The following is a 16765-nucleotide window of genomic DNA, read 5'->3' on the forward strand; positions in this document are numbered from 1 at the left end:
GATCACTTCCGGTCGGTCGAGCGGTGGGAGAGGATCAGGGCGGCGACGACGAACGGCGCCGCGGCGAGGGCGATGAGCGGATGCCTGCGTCCCCGCGTCCCCGCGAACGGGATCACCGCGAGCGGCACAACGGCCGGGGCCAGCGCCAGCGCGGCGCGACGGTCGGTCGGATGCGATCGCCGGGCCCACCCGGCGACGAGGGCTGCGCCGACGAGCGTGCACGTGAGGATGTACAGCGCGTGATGCACCCAGCGGAAGCGTCGGGTGTCGATGAGGCGCAGAGCGACGGCGCCGCCGAGCGCGCAGTTCGCACCGTAGCCGGCCGCGGCGGCGGCGAACAGCGCAGAGGGGGAATCGCTCCGTCCCATGGGTCGACACTACGCCCCGGCATCCGGCATCCGGCATCCGCTGCGGAGGAGAACGCACGAACGGGAGGAGCCCGCACGGCCGGAGCCTCCTCCGTATCGTGCGTTCTCCTCCCGTTCGCGCTCTCGCTCACCCGTTCCGGGTCAGAGCTGCGCCTCTGCGTAGACGCGCAGCGCGTCGCGGACGAACTCCGCGCCGGCCGTTCCGCCGGCCGATGTCGCATAGTTCGCGCCGAAGCGCGGATCAGCGACGTACATCTCGCCGAGTCCGATCACGTAGCCCTTGGTGTCCCCGCCGGGCTGCGCGGCCGGCGTCCCCGGGATGCCGGTGAGCCACCGCACGTGACGCGCGGCGAGCTCCTGCGCCTTCTCGGACGCCGGATCGATGCCGCTCTCCGCGGCCGCGATCCAGTCGCGCCCGAGATCGGCGACGATCCGCTGCCAGTCGGATCGCTCCGCATCCGTCATCGACCGCCACCAGCGGTCTCCGTCGGCGTAGGCCTTGCGACCCCAGCGCTGCTCGACCTCCTCCCTGTGCTGGGTGTGGTCGAAGCCGTCGAACATCTTCTCTGCCATGATCTCCTCACCTCCTCTCAATGCTCTGATGGTGGATTCCACTGCCGCGACCTGCCGCGCGAGCCTCGTCTGCTCCTCGTGCAGCAGGGCGAGGTGCGTCTCGAGGGCGGATGCCTCTGCCGGCGGCCCTGCGTCCGCATCGCGCAGGAGTTCTGCGATCTGCGGAAGACCGAGACCGAGGCCGCGCAGCAGCAGGATGCGCTGCAGCCGCACGAGGGCGCGCTCGTCATAGTGGCGATAGCCGTTGCCCGCGATGCGGCTCGGCGCGAGCAGACCGATGTCGTCGTAATGACGAAGGGTCCGGCTCGTGGTTCCCGCCAGCCGCGCGATCTCCTGGATCGACCAGTCCGTCGCCGTCATGATGCGACCTCCTTCCTTGTGCTGTTCTCCACGGTAGAAGTTGACGCAACGTCAATGTCAAGCTGATTCTGCGAGAAAGTTCGTGACGATTCGAGATATATCGTGTTACTCTCGTCTCATCGCGATATATCTCGATATCGCCGAACCAGGAGAAGAACATGACGGAGAAGTGGCTCATCGCCCCCGGCGAGGAACGTGTCATCGACGTCGCCCAGGCGTCCAGGATCAAGATCGGCCTCGTCGGCGGACAGGTGGACGTCATCGCCCATGACGAGCCGGGCATCCGCGTCGAAGTGCACGGCGTGACCGTGAAGGATCTGCGCATCGAGTCCGATGGAACGCAGATCGAGATCGACCACCCGCAGCTGAGCTGGGACAACTTCCTCGAGGTGTTCCGCAACTTTGGCTCCGGCGGCCCCAAGGCCGAGATCAGCGTCGCCGTCCCGCGCGACATCGCCCTCACCCTCGGCGTCGTCAGCGCCGGCGCTCTCGTCTCCGGGCTCACGACCGATGCCAGGCTCAACACCGTGTCCGGCGACATCATCGTCGACACCCACACGGGCGATCTGTCCGTGAACGCCGTCTCCGGCGACGTGCAGATCCGCCAGCTCACCGGCTCCCTGACCGCCAACAGCGTCTCCGGAGACGTCGCCGCGACCGGCTCGCTGCGCAAGACGACCATCGACACGGTCTCCGGCGCCGTGTGGGTGGACGTCAGCGGCAACGCCAACACCATCAACCTCAACACGGTGTCGGGCAAGAGCACGATCCGCCTCGACGAGACCCTTCCCGCCAACTACGTCATGCGCTCGATGAGCGGCCGCGTGCAGATCGACGGCGTCGAGCGCGGATCCTCGGGGCCGACCTCGTACACCGGCTCCGCCGGCGAGCTCGCCGGCAGCTTCGTCGACGTCAGGGTCAACTCCGTCTCCGGAGGCATCACCGTGCTGCGCCAGCCGGTGCGGACGGTCGCCGACGACGAGGAGTGGGAAGCATGACCCCGGCCGTCTTCTCCCACGGCGACCTGCGCCTCTACCTTCTCTCGCTGCTCGCCGAGTCGCCCCAGCACGGCTACGGGATCATCCAGGCCCTGACCGATCGAACGGGCGGCACCTATACGCCGAGCGCCGGCACGATCTACCCGCGCCTCGCCAAGCTCGAGGAGGAGGGTCTGGTCACCAAGACCGCGGACGGCCGGACCACGATCTACGCGATCACAGATGCCGGCCGCGCCGAGCTCGCGAGCAGGGAGAACGACCTCGCCGGCATCGAGTCCGGTCTCACCGACTCGGTGCGGCTCATCGCCAACGAGGTGCGCCAGAGCGTGCAGGAGGCCATGAAGAGTCTCAGGGCCGATCTCGCCGCCGCGGCCAAGGAGGAGCGGTCCTCCGCATCCTCACGGCCTCGCACCGCGGAAGCGGACGACCGCGCGACGAGCCGCGAGGAGGTGCACAGGGCGGATGCCGTCATCAATGCGTTCCGCGCGAAGGTGCGCACCGACCTGCGCACGCATGTGGCCCTCGGGCGCACCCTGCCCGCCGGCGTCGTGAGCGAGCTCGAGGATGCCTTGAACGCGGCGGCCAAGGCCGTCACGCGGGCGCTGTCCGACTGAGGAGGGCGCGCTTCGACGGGCTCAGCGAGCTCGGTTCCCTGAGCCCGTCGTCTCAGTTCCCTGAGCCTGTCTGCTCAGTTCCCTGAGCCTGTCGTCTCAGTTCCCTGAGCCTGTCGAAGGGAATGCCTTGACGAAGCGCTTCGACAGGCTCAGCGAGCGAGGCCCTTCGAAGGGAGCGGCTGCGCTCACTCCACCCAGATCTCGGGCTGATCGTCCGGCACCGGCTCCTCCAGCGGGACGACGAGGATCGAGCGGTGCTGCCGGTGCGCGAGACGCGCGGCCACCGAGCCGGTGAAGAACTCCCTGATGGACTCGCCGATGCCCCGCTTGCGGGTTCCGATGACGATGAGCTGGGCGTCGAGCTTGCCGGCGAGCTGCTTGATCGCCAGTGCAGGGTCACCCACGAGCTGCCGGGCGGTCCAGGTGAGCCCGGTCGCCTCGAGCGCTGCGGAGGCATCCGCCTGCACCTTCTCGAACTCCGCGGCCCCCGCGTCGACGTTCATGTCGATCGGCGAGGAGTGCACGTAGCCGTCGGGGTCCTCGTACGTCACGAAACGCGTGACATCGACGTGCACGACGACGAGCGGAGCCCCGAGCAGCGTGGCGTAGCGGATCGCCTCCTGCAGGACCCGCGGGGACTGGTCGGGCTGCATCCCGACGATGACGGCGGAGAGCAGTTCGCTGTTCTGAACCGCTTCCTCGGATCGGCCTGCTGGTGCATCTGACATGTCGATCGCTCCCTTCATGGGGCCGGCGACGGCCTGTCGCTCTGGCCTCCGTGCTATCCTGAATGCTACTCTTACCGGCCGTCAGCCGGTGTCGTGAATGCGCGGGCTCGGCGCCCGCAGCTTAGATCGTGAGGGGGTCTCGCGCATGGGCCGTGGCCGTCAGAAGGCGAAGCACACAAAGATCGCCCGCGAACTCAAGTCCTACAGTCCGGACGTGAACTTCTCGTCGCTGCAGCGCGAGCTCGGGCACCCGGAGGAGTCTGAGGACGCCTACGTCGACAAGTGGGCCGACCAGTACGCGGATGAAGACGAGGACGAACTCGAAAAGGCCTGAGGCCCGAGTTCGCGCTTCTATGACCCCGCTGCTTCGGCAGCGGGGTCATCGTCGTACCGCCTGACCGCCCGCCGCGCGCACGGGAGACCACACCGGACGCGGATGCGCGGGCCCCGACGTGACCGTCGGACCCGCGCATCCCTGCTGAGCTCAGCGCCTCACTCGGTGACCGCGGCGCGGTCGACGGTATACGAGTGCGCCGTTCCGTCCGGCGTGGTGACCGTCAGCTCGGCGGTCCCCTCACCACCGGGGAAGACCCGCAGCGCGAGACCGTCGACGTAGTCGTAGTCCGGGCGGTCGGTGCGCGCCCCCCACGGCAGGACGGCGCCGGGGCGCACGTACAGCGGCAGGCTCGTGAATCCATGGGTCTCGCGCACCCAGCGCCCGCCCGTCACGTGCTCGCCGGTGATCAGGCTGGTCCAGGTGCCCTCCGGCAGGTAGAACTCGACCGTGCCGTCCGCCGAGAGCACGGGGGCGACGAGCAGGTCGGGGCCGAGCATGTACTGCCGATCCAGGTGCGCCGCCGCCGGGTCCTCCGGGAACTCCAGGAGCATCGGGCGCATGAGCGGAACGCCCGTGCGCGCGGCGTCCACACCGACCTGGAAGAGGTAGGGCATCAGACGCATCTTCAGGTGGGTGAAGACACGGGTGACCTCGACCGCCTCCTCATCGAACGCCCACGGCACGCGATACGACTGCGAGCCGTGGAACCGCGAGTGGCTGCCGAGCAGACCGAACGCCGTCCATCGCTTGTACACCGCGGGATCGGGCGTGCCCTCGAAGCCGCCGATGTCATGACTCCAGAACGCGAAACCGGACATCGCGAGCGAGAGGCCGCCGCGGAGCGTCTCCGCCATCGACGGGAACGTCGAGGTCGAGTCGCCGCCCCAGTGCACGGGCATCGACTGCCCTCCCGCAGTCGCCGACCGCGCGAAGAGCACGGCGTCGCCCTCGCCGCGCTTCTCGACGAGGACGTCGTGGACTGCACGGTTGAACAGGTGGGTGTACAGGTTGTGCATGCGCGACGGGTCGGATCCGTCGAAGTACTCCACCTCGAGGGGGATCCGCTCGCCGAAGTCGGTCTTGAAGCAGTCCACGCCCTGATCGATCAGGCGTCGCAGGTGGCCCTGGTACCACTCCACGGCGGCGGGGTTGGTGAAGTCGACGAGACCCATGCCCGCCTGCCACATGTCCCACTGCCAGACCGAGCCGTCCGGGCGCTTGACGAGGTAGCCGTTCTCAGCGGCCTCGGCGAACAGACGCGAGCGCTGGCCAATGTACGGGTTGATCCACACGCAGATGCGCAGGTCCTTGGCGTGCAGGCGCTCCAGCATCCCGTCCGGGTCGGGGAACGTGCGCGGATCCCACTCGAAGTCGCACCAGTTGAACTCGCGCATCCAGAAGCAGTCGAAGTGGAAGACCGAGACGGGGAGCTCACGGGCAGCCATCTCATCGACGAAGGAGTTGACCGTCTCCTCGTCGTAGTCGGTGGTGAAGCTCGTGGACAGCCAGAGGCCGTACGACCAGGCCGGCACGATCGGCGGTCGACCGGTCAGCGCCGTGTACCGGGAGACGACGTCCTTGGGCGTCGGCCCGGCGATCACGAAGTACTCCAGCACCTCACCGGTCACCGAGAACTGCACGCGCTCGACCGACTCCGAGCCGACCTCGAACGAGACATGACCCGAGTCGTTCACGAGCACGCCGTAGCCGCGGTTGGAGAGGTAGAACGGCACGTTCTTGTACGCCTGCTCGCTGGAGGTGCCTCCATCGGCGTTCCAGACGTCGATGGTCTGGCCGTTCTTGGTCAGCGGGCCGAAGCGCTCACCGAGCCCGTAGATGAGCTCGCCGACACCGAGATCCAGCTGCTCGTGGACGAAGGTGTCAGCGCGCGGCGCGCGGACGCCGGCCGGTGCCGGGTTGACGATGCCGGGGTCGACCTGCGCGTCCCCGTCGAGCCGCACGTATCCCTGGGCCTTCCGTCCGCTGCCGGTGACCCGCCGCCCGTCGACCTCGAAGGAGAGGTCCCACGGCGCACCCGGCGCGATGCGCGCCGTCAGCCCGCCGGTGACGAGACTGCCGCCCTCTGCGGTCACGGTGGCCGCACCGGCGCCCCCCTCGGTGCCCTCCACGGCGAAGCCGCCGTGCCAGGGGCCGCCTTCGTGATGGGCGACGCGCACGCGCACGACGCCCTCCAGCGGCGAGGACAGCGTCACCGTGAAGACCGCACGGTTCAAGGTGTCCCCTCGGCGGCCGATCACCGCCGTCGGCGCGGTGACGACCAGCGCCTCCCCGTCGATCGAGTCGTCGACCCTTTCGATGTCGTACGCCTCCTGCGCATACAGCGTCGATACGCCTGGCCGCAGCTGCCAGAACCCGTCGGTGAACTTCATCACACTCCTGTCCGCCGGCGCGGACCGCTGAGCGGCACCGTCACCATTTTGTCAACTCATGAAACAATATACAGACGAGGATGCTCCGACGCGAGCCGAACCCGCGATCCGGGCGCGGAAACGCGTCAGGCGAGCAGCCTCCGCATGGCGGCCACCGCCGCACCGCGGGCGTAGAGCCCGAACTCGAACGGCGGACGCTGGAGCTCGATGTTCTCCGGATCGCCCTCTTCGAGGTACTCCGCCAACGACCCGCGCAGCGACTCGGGCGCGATGTCGAACATGTCGGCGCCTTCGCCCATCACCGCGACGACCTCAGGGTCGAACGCGTTCACGGCATCCGCCACGGCTGCGCCCAGCGCGCGTGCCGCGTCGGAGAAGGCTGCAACCGCCGTCGGCTCTCCGGACTGCGCCCGCTCGAGGAGGTCGGGATAGGCGTCGAGGGCCACCCCGGCGTTGTGAGTGATGGCGGGCATCGTGACGAAGCTGTGCACGCAGTCGACGTGCCCGTTGCCGCACCGGAGACCCTGGCCCCCCACGCGCGTGTGTCCTACCCGGCCGGCGCGCCCCTGCGCTCCGAGATACAGCTCGCCGCCGACGACCACTCCTGAGCCGATGCCGGCTCCGACGCCGAAGACCACGAGGGAGCGATGTCTGGCACCCGTACCGAACCAGTGATGGGCACCGGCCAGCGCGTGCATGTCGTTCACGATCGCTGCGGGCAGTCCCGTCGCCGCCGTGACCAGGTCGGCGAGCCGCACGCTCGCCCACCCGAGGAAGGGCGATTCGCGGACGAGGACGCCCTCCGGCTCATCGGTCACGTCACCGGCGAGCGCGACGCCGATGCCGACGATGCCCTTCACCTCGCCGGTCGGGATGGAATCGGCGATGAGGGAGACGACATCGCCCACGTCACGGCTCGGCAGAGGGCGCTCGGCGCGTGCGACCACGCGCGCGCCGAGATCGGTGACGACGAGGTACATCATGTCCGCCGTCAGCTTCACGCCGACGAAGTGCGCGGCGTCCGGACGCAGATGCAGCATCTCCGCAGGGCGCCCGCGCGCACCGGAGATGCGCAGGGCGCCCTCGATGATGAGGCCCGCGTCGATGAGCCCGCGGGTGATGCGCGTCAGACTCGTCCTGGAAAGACCCAGTCGCTCGGCGATGTCCACCCTCGACTGCTCGCCGCGGAGAAGAAGCTCACGCAGCACCCTGCGCTCGGTGTCCGGCACACCAGGCCAGGGACCTGACACCGGCGACGAGACGGACACCCCCACAGCCTATGGCCTTTCCTCAGGACGCCCTGGCAGGCGCGACCGCATCGGCCACCCGCTCGGCGTGCCTGGCGATGAGGTCGTCGCGCCCCACCTCGCGCAGCCATCCCGCATGCAGATCCCAGAGTCGGCGCGCGTCATCGATGCGATCTGCCAGGAGATCGTGCTCCTCCCCCGGGTCTGCGCGCACGTCGAAGAGCTGCACCCCGTCACCGGGGTCGGTGTGCTCGACGACGCGGATGCCCTCGGCGGACGGATCCTCGCCGTGCGTCACCCTGAGCTTGAGGTCTCCGCTGCGCACGGCCGCCTGGAAGCCGCATTCCCAATGCAGCTCATCGCGCGCAGGGACGGCCGAGCGCAGCTGCGCACCCTGATCCACACCGTCGATCCCCAGCGCCGACACGTCGTACCCTGCGGCGGCGAGCAGCGTCGGGTAGAGGTCCATCGAGCTGACGATCCCCTCGCGCACCCCGCCGCCGGCCCACTGCCCGCTCGGCCAGCGCACGAGGAAGGGCACTCTGACCCCGCCCTCGGCGAGGGTGTACTTCGTCCCGCTGAGCGGGGCGTTGCTGCCGTAGTTGCACGTGGATCCGCCGTTGTCGGTGAGATACACGACGATGGTGTCATCGGCGATGCCGAGGGTCTCGAGCCGGTCGAGCAGGGCACCGATCTCGCGGTCCATGAGCTCGAGCTGCGCGAGGTAGTACTCGCGCCCGTGGTCGAGGTTCGGGGCGATCGCGCCGTCGTACCACTGGGCGTAGGGGGCGTCGCCGGACTCGTCCCAGTCCGCGTGCACGGGAAGACCCCGGCGCTCCAGCTCGTCGGCGGGAAGCTGCCAGCAGAAGTTGTGCACGGCGTTGAAGGCGAGCATGGCGAAGAACGGCTGCTCGTCGTCCGCCTGGATGAAGGAGCGGGTGCGTCGACCGAGCTCCTCGGTGAGAAAGCCCTCCAGCTCGACCTCCTCCCGCCCGTCGAACATCGGCTGCACCGCCATGCGCCAGTTGCCCTCCGGCCCGTACTCGCGCACGGCGTCCTCGGTGTGGCTGAGGTAGTGCAGTCGACCCTGCTGGCGCCCCGCGAGGCCGTAGTACGAGACGTCGAAGCCGTGCTCCGGCGGGCAGGCGCGGTCGCCCGGCTCATCCTGCCCGTAGTGCACCTTCCCGAAGTAGCCGGTGCGGTAGCCGTGCTCGCGGAAGCGCTCGGCGAGCGTGATCCGCTCGTCCGGGAACCGGGTGTCCAGGAACCACGTCGATCCCCACCGCGCCGGATGGTCGCCGCTGATGAGCGCCGCCCTCGACGGGTTGCAGATCGGGGCGGCGACGTAGGCATCCGTGCAGGTCAGACCCTCGCGTGCGAGACGGTCGAGGGCCGGGGTTCGCACGGCAGGGTCGTGAGCGAGGATGCCGCGGTCGGCGTACCCGTGGTCGTCGGAGACGATCAGCAGGACGTTCGGCCTCGTCATCAGCGCTCCGCAGGAGCGATCGAGATCGTCCGATCCGCCCGCTGACGGACGACGGCCCAGCCGCCCGGCTCGATCACCAGGCCGTCCGCGACGTCGGTCCCCGAGATCGCATCCGTCCCGGCGCCGACGACCCGCACCGGATCCGGGCCGTGGTGGAGCAGGAAGAGGTGGTCGCCGTCCGCGCCGCGCCGCCGCACAGCTTCGACGCCGAGGGCGGATGCTCCGGCCAGGGTCGGCTCGATGCCGGCCAGTGCCGCCTGATCCGCCAAGAAGGCGTCGCGAGAGGTCTGCTGCAGTCGGGCGGAGACGTAGACGGCTCGCCCTTCGCCCACGATGTTCTCCGTGATCGCGGCGAGGCCGGCGAGCGCGCCCTCCTCGTGCCGGTGGAGCACCGTCGCGCCCTCCGTCTCGAGGCGCTCCGTCCACTCCTCGGCGGAGAGACCGCCACTGAGCGCGACCGAGGCGTCCGGAGCGAGCGGGAGGATCTCCTGCGCGCGGACCCCGAGCAGATCGGCGATGGCACCGGGGTACCCGCCCCCGATGATGCGCTGGTTCTCGTCGGCGACGCCGGTGAGGTAGGTGACGACGAGCCGGCCGCCGGCGTCCACGTACTCACGCAGCCACGCGGCGATCTCCGGGCGCATCGCATAGAGAGTGGGGACGACGAGAAGCCGGTAGGACGAGACGTCGGCACCGGGCCGGACGAAGTCCGTCGCGATGCCCGCCCGCCAGAACGAGCGGTGGGTGGCGCGCACCTCGTCGGAGTAACTCATCGCATCGTTCGGCAGGTGCGGGGTCTCCAGCGCCCACCATCCGTCGGCGTGCCAGACGATTCCGACGGATGCCTCCACGATGACGCCGTCCGCCGGAGGGGCCGTCACCTCGGAGATCGTCTCCAGGATGCCGCCGAGCTCAACCACCGCATCGAACGCGGCGTTCGCCCCACCGTGCGGCACGAGCGCGCCGTGCCACTGCTCCGAACCGCCTGCCGCCGCACGCCACTGGAAGAACAGCGAACTCTGCGAACCGCGGGCGATGTAGCCCAGCGAGTTGCGGATCATCCGATCCGCCGGCTTGGCGTAGGTGCGGTCGCCGACACGGATGCCGGTGGCGTTCTGCTCCATGAGCACCCACGGCCCGCCTGCCCACGACCGGGTGAGATCCGATCCGTAGGCGACGTGCGCCTCGGCATCCGGCCCTGTCGTGTCGAGGTAGTGATCGATCGAGACGATGTCCTGGGCATCGCTCCACGACCACTGCTCGAGGTGGTTCCAGGTCGGCAGCATGAAGTTCGTCGTGACGGGGACGGTGGATCCGGTCGCCCTGATCTCCTGCTTCTGCTCCTCGAACGCGGCGAGCATCTCGTCGGAGGAGAAGCGGCGGAAGTCCACCACCTGCGTGGGGTTGTGCAGATACTGCGCCTCGGCCGGCGTCTCGATCTCGTCCCAGGATCCGTAGCGCTGGGACCAGAACGCGGTGTACCAGGCGGCGTTCAGCGCATCGAGCGAACCGTAGCGCTCCTGCAGCCAGCGCCGGAACGCCGCTGCCGCATGCGGACCGTGGTCGAGCGTGCCGTATTCGTTGTGCACGTGCCAGCCGCGCAGCCGCGGGTGCGCGCCGTAGCGCTCGGCGAGCATCCTGGCGATGCGCCGGGACGCCTCGCGATATGCCGGCGCGCTCACCGCGTAGGTGTCGCGCGAACCGTGGCGCAGGCGGACGCCGTCCGCGCGGACGGGCAGCGCATCGGGGTGCGCGAGGCTGAACCACGGCGGCGGAGACGCAGTGGGCGTCGCGAGGAAGAAGCCGATCCCCGCCTCGTCGAGCAGAGCGATGACCTCGTCGAGCCACCCGGTCTCGTACTCGCCCTCTCTGGGTTCGAGCATCGCCCAGGAGAACACCCCGATCGTGACGGTGTTGACCCTGGCCTCGCGCATCAGCCTGATGTCCTCGACCCAGACCTCCCGCGACCACTGCTCGGGGTTGTAGTCGCCGCCGAAGAGCAGGGCGGGGGGCGCGTACACGTCGTTCACGGTCATCCCTTCAGACCTCCGCTGACCAGGTCCAGCCGCCAGTAGCGCTGGAGCACGAGCATCATGATGATCAGCGGGATGATCGACACCGCGGCGCCGATGATCGCCAGGCTGTACAGCGAAGGCGTCCCGGACCCCTTCGAGAGCAGCGTGTAAAGGCCGACCGTCAGGGGGTACATCCGCTCGTCGGAGAGCATGATGAACGGGAGCAGGAAGTTGTTCCAGATCCCGACGAACTGCAGCAGGAACACCGTCACCATGCCGGGGATCATCATCGGCATCGCGATGGAGGCGAAGATCCGGAAGTCGCCGGCTCCGTCGATCCGCGCGGCCTCGATGGTGTCGGATGGCACGGCGGATGCCGCGTACACCCGCGCGAGGAAGATACCGAACGGCGAGATCAGCGAGGGCAGCAGCACCGACCAGTAGGTCCCTGCCAGGTTCACCTGCGACATCAGCAGGTACTGCGGGATAGCGAGGGTGATGCCGGGCAGGAGCACCCCGGCGAGGATGGCGTAGAACCAGACCTGCCGGCCCGGGAACTCGTACTTCGCCAGCGCGTAGCCCGCCATGGTCGAGACGAGCGTGGAGAGCACCGCGCCACCCAGCGCGTAGATCACGCTGTTCATCGCCCACATCCCGAACTGACCGCCGCCGTAGCTGAACAGGTCGCCGAGGTTGTCGAACAGGCTCGTGCCGGGGAGGAACGTGAAGGTCGTGAACAGCTCGGTGTTCGACTTCGTCGAGGCGATGACGACCCAGAGCACGGGCACCAGGCAGTACAGCGCACCGAGGATGAGCACGGCGCTCGCGACGACGGGGCGCTGCTTCGCGCCGCGTCGGCTGAGGCGGGAGTCTGGTGCGATCGGCGCGCGCCCTGCCGCGCCGGTCTTCGCGCCGGAAGCGCGCTTCGGAGAGGTCGTGGTGGTGTTCATCAGTTCTCTCCGAGTGCTCGGCGCTGCGTCACCCGCAGCAGGATCACCGACACCACGAGGGTGCCGAGGGCGAGGACGACCGAGGACGCCGCGGCCAGCGACAGGTCGTCGCGCATGAAGGCGTCCCGGTAGATCTTCATGAGAGGCACCCAGGTCTGCGAGATCTCGTTCGTCATCGGGCGCAGGGTGGTCGGCTCACCGTAGACCTGCAGGGTTCCGATCAGCGAGAACAGACCGGTCAGCACGAGGGCCGGCGCGACGAGCGGGATCTTGATCCGCCAGGCGATGTTCCATTCGGTCGCCCCGTCGATCCTGGCGGCCTCGTAGATCTCCGAGGGGATGCCGCGCAGCGAGGTGTAGATGATGATCATGTTGAATCCCACGCCGCCCCAGATCGCGATGTTCGCGACGGAGGGATACAGTGCGCCTCCGGAGAGGACGATGACATCCGGCAGACCGAACTGGTTGAGGATCCAGTTCAGCGGGCTGGTGGAGGGCAGGTAGAGGAAGCCCCAGAGCAGGGAGGCGATGACGCCGGGCACGGCGTACGGCAGGAAGATCGCCGTACGGGAGAACTTCGCGGCCCGCACGCGCGGCAGATCCAGCAGCAGCGCGAAGAGCAGGGCGAGTCCGAGCGTCAGCGGCACGGCGATGAGGCCGTAGATCGCCAGACGGCCGAAGCCGGCGAGGAACTCGGCATCCGTGAATGTGCGGATGTAGTTCTCGAAGCCGACCCAGGTCTCCTCACGAACGCCGAAGGGGCCGCTGCCTGTCACGCGCATGCCGCGGAAGCTGAGGAAGATCGCGTAGCCGATCGGGATCGCCAGGAAGGCGAGGAACAGCAGTCCTGCGGGAAGCAGGAAGGTGTACGGGACGAGCCATCTCGACCGGTGCGCCTTGCGGCGCGCGGGCGAGGGGGCCTCAGCGGTTGCACTCATTTTCGGGCTCCTTCGGGACGGGAGCGCCGGCGACGGGGCCGCCGGCGCTCCCGGTGATCACTCTGCGACGACGGTGAAGCCCGACGTCTCCATGTCCTCGACGACGACCTTCTCGGTCTCCGTGAGGGCGCCGGACAGCGGCGTGCCGTTCGTCACGGCGGCCGACATCGCGTCCTGGAACGCGCTCGAGGCGACGTTCACGTTCGGGCCCCAGCTGATCTCGGGGATCGTGTTCGCGGCGATCTCCGCGGCGATCTCCCAGTAGTCGTCCTGCTGCGGCATGAGCGCCGGCGCGTCCGCGTCGAGCGTGAGCTCCTGGCCCGTGAACGAGGCGGGGTACTGGCCCTCCTCGATCTGGATCTGGGCGGCCTCCTCCGAGGTGCCGATCCACGCGGCGAACTCCGCCGCCGCCTCCGCGTGCTTGGAGGAGGTGGTGACGATCGCGGCCGAACCGCCCTGGAACGCCACGGCGCTGTCGCCCTCGGTCCACTGTGGAAGCGGGGCCATGGCCCACTGCCCTGCCATCTCGGAGGCCACGCCGTTGATGACGCCGGCGGCCCAGAGGCCGGCCGGCCAGGAGAGCACGTTGCCCTCGTTCAGGCGGGCGTTCCACTCGGGGGTGAGCAGCGGCTCGGCGAGCACGAGGTCGCGGTCGATGAGGTCCTGCCAGTAGTCGGCGACGGCCACGGAGGCCTCGTCGTCGAAGTCGACGGTCCACTCGTCGCCGTCGACGGTCCACCACTCGGCGCCCGCCTGCTGCGCGAGGCCGGCGAAGCCGCCGAACTCGGCGGGGGCGAAGGTCGTGATGTACGCATCCGGGTCGGCGGCGCGCACCTGCTCGGCCGCCACGGCGAACTCCGCCCACGTGGTCGGCACCTCGATGCCGAGCTCCTCGAAGCGGGCCTGGTTGTAGGTCAGCGCCTGGGGGCCGGCATCCTGGGGCACGCCGTAGCTGACGCCGTCGAAGGTGGCCTGGCTCCAGACGCCGGGTGCGTACTCCTCTTCGAGGTCGCCGGTGTACTCGCTGATGTCGGAGGCGACACCGGCGACGATCATGGCGGGGAGGGTGTTGTACTCCACAAGGGCGACGTCGGGGGCGTTGTCCGCGCGCTGGGCGGTGACGAGCTTCGCGGAGGAGTCCGTACCGCCGCCGGCATCGGTGTGCTTCACCTGGATGTCGGGGTGGCTGGCGTTCCATGCGTCCACGAGCGGCTTCTGGGTGGTGCCCCAGGCCCAGTACTCGAGCGTGATCGGTCCGTCCGTCGCCTCGTCCGACCCGGCTGCACAGCCGGAGAGGGCCAGCGCGGCAACGGCGATGACAGCCGAAGCACCGATGAATTTGCTGCGTTGCATCTTCTGAATCTCCCTTGATGTGTTCGCCGGTCGCGCGTCTTCCGCGTCGAGCAGCGAGCCGCTCCAGCGACTTCGGCCATTATGTACCGCTGTGGAACAAATAGTCAATCCGGAGCGGCCCGCCACCGGGAGATGCAGGGAGATTCAGGCGTAGCGGCTGTCGTCCACCGGCGATGGCGCGGGGCCGAGCGCTGCGAGATCGTCCCAGAGCTCGTCCGGCACCGGCGTCGCGAGCAGCGCATCCGACTGCGCCCTTCGTCCTGCGCGTGCGACGCCCACCACGGTCGAGTCCACCAGGGGCGAGCGCACCGAGAACTGCAGGGCGGCCGCGGCCAGCGGAACGCCGTGGGACGCGCAGACCGCCTCGAACCGTGTCACCCAGTCCGCCAGCTCAGCCGATACCGGGCGATAGTCGTAGCGGGCCCCCTCGGTCGCACCCGTGACGAGCACACCCGAGCCGAAGGGCGCGGCGTTGAACACGCTCATCCCGCGAGTGCGGGCATCCTCGAAGACGCGGGCCGCCGACTGGTCGACGGCGGTGAAGCGGTTGTGGATCAGCACGGCGTCGAAGACACCGGTGCCGACATAGCGCGCCATGAGCGGCACGGGGGCGGCCGCGACGCCGATGGCGCCGACCCTGCCCGACTCGCGCAGCTCGATCAGACCCTCGACCGCACCGCCCGCGCCCATCGCCTCCTCGAACGAGACCGTATACGGGTCATGCAGATGCAGCAGCGGGAGCCGGTCCACGCCGAGTCTGGCCGTGGTCTCCTCGAAGGAGCGCAGCACCCGATCCCTGTCGAAGGCTCCGGTGACCGGGTCGCAGTCGACCTTGGAGATGACCTTCTCTCCGGCCTTGGCGCCCAGACGCGCGATGGCGAGGCCGAGCACCGCCTCCGAACGCCCTTCGGCGTAGTTGTTCGACGTGTCGACGTAGTGATGGTCGCTGGTGAGCAGATCCACCACGACGAGCACGGCTGCTTCCTCCTCAGGCGAACCGGGCGCCGTGTCGCGTCCGAGGCCGGAGGTGCCGAGGGTGAGCGGGCTGAGTGCGAGCGTCATGATGTCCAATCCGGGTGGGGGGGTCCGAATCGGCACACTACCAACCCGCGAGCGGCACGGTGTCGTCACCAGGCTCCGTGCCGACGCTCCCATTCGTCCTCGACCGTCCGAGGCCGGCCGGCGATGAGCCCGAAGGGCAGCGAGATCAGCACCACGGCGCCGAGCACCAGGATCGGCACCGTCCACGACCCGGTCGCGTCGTGCACGACGCCGATGAGGTACGGGAATGCGGCGGCGGCGAGGTAGCCGACGCTCTGCACGAAGCTGCTGAGGCCCACCGCGCTCTCCGGCGTGCGTGCACGGATGCTGATGAGCACCAGCGCCAGCGGGAACATCACCGGGACGATGCCGAAGAGCGTGATCCAGATCCACACGGTGACGGGGTTCGCGAACAGCAGCAGCCCGCCGAGGCCGATCACTCCTCCCGCGACGGCGACGAGGAACACCGCCTTGGTGGCCTGCAGGCGCACGACGAGCACGGGGACGAGCAGCGATGCGGGAAGACCCATGAAGGCGAACAGCGACAGCAGCCGGCCGCCGGTCACGGCATCCACTCCCGCCACGTCCATGACGATCGACGGCAGCCAGGCGAAGGATGCGTAGGCCATGATCGACGAGGTTCCGAACACCACGGCGATCGACCACGCCAGCGGGAGCCGGGCGAGTCTGGCGAACACCCTCGCACCGGTCGGCGCGATCTGGATCGGACCGGTCGCAAGGGCCACGGGCTCGGTGATCGGGGCGCCCCCGTCGGCGCGCGGCTCGGGGGCACGCGGGACGCGGTCCGCCGCCAGCAGGAGGATCCACGGGATCAGCCCGGCGAGCGCGAACACGGCCCAGACGGCCAGAGAGAAGCGCCAGCCGGCCGCATCGGCCACCGGCACCGCGACGAGCGGCGGGATGAACGTCGACAGCGACATGGCCGTCGTGTACAGCGTCATCATGAGCCCGAGCCGGTCGGGGAAGTACTTCTTCACGAGCGGCGGGACGAGGATGTTGCCCATGCCGACGCCGGCGAAGATGAGGGACGTGGCGAGCATCAGGGTGATCGCGTCGACGGCGAATCCGCGCAGCACGAGGCCGGCGGAGATCGCGATCAGGGCGATGATCACCACCCGCTCGAGCCCCAGACGACGCTCCATCAGCGGCGTCGTCAGCCCGAAGATCGCGAAGCACACCGGAGGCGCGGTGCCGATGAGACCCACCACGGTCGACGACAACGGGAAGTCCGCTGCGATGTGGTCGATGAGCGGAGACAGCGAAGCGACCGCGGAGCGCAACGAGAACGCGCAGAGCAGGATTCCGAGGACGGCCAGAGCCCTCCCCCGCCACAGGGGCTGCGTCAT

At 69.2% G+C, this 16765-nt stretch carries 15 protein-coding genes; 3 read left to right on the plus strand and 12 right to left on the minus strand.

What is annotated here, in order from left to right; all coding sequences use genetic code 11:
* Positions 1 to 2 precede the first annotated feature (2 nt).
* Positions 3 to 368 carry a hypothetical protein gene (locus ACWGJP_RS04095; RefSeq protein ID WP_452328475.1) on the minus strand — a complete coding sequence of 122 codons (366 nt, stop codon included), beginning with the start codon at positions 366 to 368 and terminating at the stop codon, positions 3 to 5.
* Positions 369 to 509: 141 nt separating this feature from the next.
* Positions 510 to 1301 (minus strand): MerR family transcriptional regulator, encoded by a 792-nt coding sequence (locus tag ACWGJP_RS04100; protein ID WP_452328476.1) that lies wholly within the window; start codon positions 1299 to 1301, stop codon positions 510 to 512.
* A gap of 158 nt (positions 1302 to 1459) precedes the next feature.
* Here ACWGJP_RS04100 and ACWGJP_RS04105 point away from each other — a divergent pair, with 158 nt between their 5' ends.
* Both ACWGJP_RS04105 and ACWGJP_RS04110 read left to right on the plus strand, forming a co-directional pair.
* Positions 1460 to 2299, plus strand: coding sequence for a DUF4097 family beta strand repeat-containing protein (locus ACWGJP_RS04105; RefSeq protein WP_452328477.1), 840 nt, complete (start codon positions 1460 to 1462; stop codon positions 2297 to 2299).
* Positions 2296 to 2913, plus strand: coding sequence for a PadR family transcriptional regulator (locus tag ACWGJP_RS04110; RefSeq protein ID WP_452328478.1), 618 nt, complete (start codon positions 2296 to 2298; stop codon positions 2911 to 2913). The genes ACWGJP_RS04105 and ACWGJP_RS04110 overlap by 4 nt, the downstream gene beginning before the upstream one ends.
* Before the next feature lie 185 nt (positions 2914 to 3098).
* On the opposite strand, the gene ACWGJP_RS04115 is transcribed toward ACWGJP_RS04110, so the two are convergent.
* Positions 3099 to 3641: a universal stress protein gene (locus tag ACWGJP_RS04115; protein WP_452328479.1), complete on the minus strand. Its 543-nt coding sequence runs from the start codon at positions 3639 to 3641 to the stop codon at positions 3099 to 3101.
* A gap of 145 nt (positions 3642 to 3786) precedes the next feature.
* On the opposite strand from ACWGJP_RS04115, the gene ACWGJP_RS04120 reads away from it, so the two are divergent.
* Positions 3787 to 3975, plus strand: coding sequence for a DUF3073 domain-containing protein (locus tag ACWGJP_RS04120; protein WP_452329490.1), 189 nt, complete (start codon positions 3787 to 3789; stop codon positions 3973 to 3975).
* A 158-nt stretch (positions 3976 to 4133) separates the two neighbouring features.
* On the opposite strand, the gene yicI is transcribed toward ACWGJP_RS04120, so the two are convergent.
* The 9 genes from yicI to ACWGJP_RS04165 form a co-directional block, all read right to left on the minus strand.
* Positions 4134 to 6368 carry an alpha-xylosidase gene (gene yicI / locus ACWGJP_RS04125; protein ID WP_452328480.1) on the minus strand — a complete coding sequence of 745 codons (2235 nt, stop codon included), beginning with the start codon at positions 6366 to 6368 and terminating at the stop codon, positions 4134 to 4136.
* Between the two features lie 125 nt (positions 6369 to 6493).
* On the minus strand, positions 6494 to 7636 hold the full coding sequence (locus ACWGJP_RS04130) for an ROK family transcriptional regulator (protein WP_452328481.1): 1143 nt from the start codon (positions 7634 to 7636) through the stop codon (positions 6494 to 6496).
* A gap of 22 nt (positions 7637 to 7658) precedes the next feature.
* Positions 7659 to 9101: a sulfatase family protein gene (locus ACWGJP_RS04135; protein ID WP_452328482.1), complete on the minus strand. Its 1443-nt coding sequence runs from the start codon at positions 9099 to 9101 to the stop codon at positions 7659 to 7661.
* A complete protein-coding gene (locus ACWGJP_RS04140; RefSeq protein ID WP_452328483.1) occupies positions 9101 to 11137 on the minus strand; it encodes a beta-galactosidase in 2037 nt (678 codons plus the stop codon). Before ACWGJP_RS04140 ends, ACWGJP_RS04135 begins: the two co-directional genes overlap by 1 nt.
* Complete coding sequence (locus ACWGJP_RS04145) at positions 11134 to 12066, minus strand: carbohydrate ABC transporter permease (protein ID WP_452328484.1); 933 nt, start codon at positions 12064 to 12066, stop codon at positions 11134 to 11136. The genes ACWGJP_RS04140 and ACWGJP_RS04145 overlap by 4 nt, the downstream gene beginning before the upstream one ends.
* Positions 12066 to 13004 carry a carbohydrate ABC transporter permease gene (locus ACWGJP_RS04150; protein WP_452328485.1) on the minus strand — a complete coding sequence of 313 codons (939 nt, stop codon included), beginning with the start codon at positions 13002 to 13004 and terminating at the stop codon, positions 12066 to 12068. Before ACWGJP_RS04150 ends, ACWGJP_RS04145 begins: the two co-directional genes overlap by 1 nt.
* Before the next feature lie 57 nt (positions 13005 to 13061).
* Positions 13062 to 14357, minus strand: a complete 1296-nt coding sequence (locus ACWGJP_RS04155; protein WP_452328486.1) for an ABC transporter substrate-binding protein — start codon at positions 14355 to 14357, stop codon at positions 13062 to 13064.
* A gap of 144 nt (positions 14358 to 14501) precedes the next feature.
* Positions 14502 to 15419, minus strand: coding sequence for an aldo/keto reductase (locus tag ACWGJP_RS04160; protein WP_452328487.1), 918 nt, complete (start codon positions 15417 to 15419; stop codon positions 14502 to 14504).
* Positions 15420 to 15484: 65 nt separating this feature from the next.
* Positions 15485 to 16765 carry an MFS transporter gene (locus ACWGJP_RS04165; protein WP_452328488.1) on the minus strand — a complete coding sequence of 427 codons (1281 nt, stop codon included), beginning with the start codon at positions 16763 to 16765 and terminating at the stop codon, positions 15485 to 15487.

Source organism: Microbacterium sp. NPDC055903 (assembly GCF_053615555.1).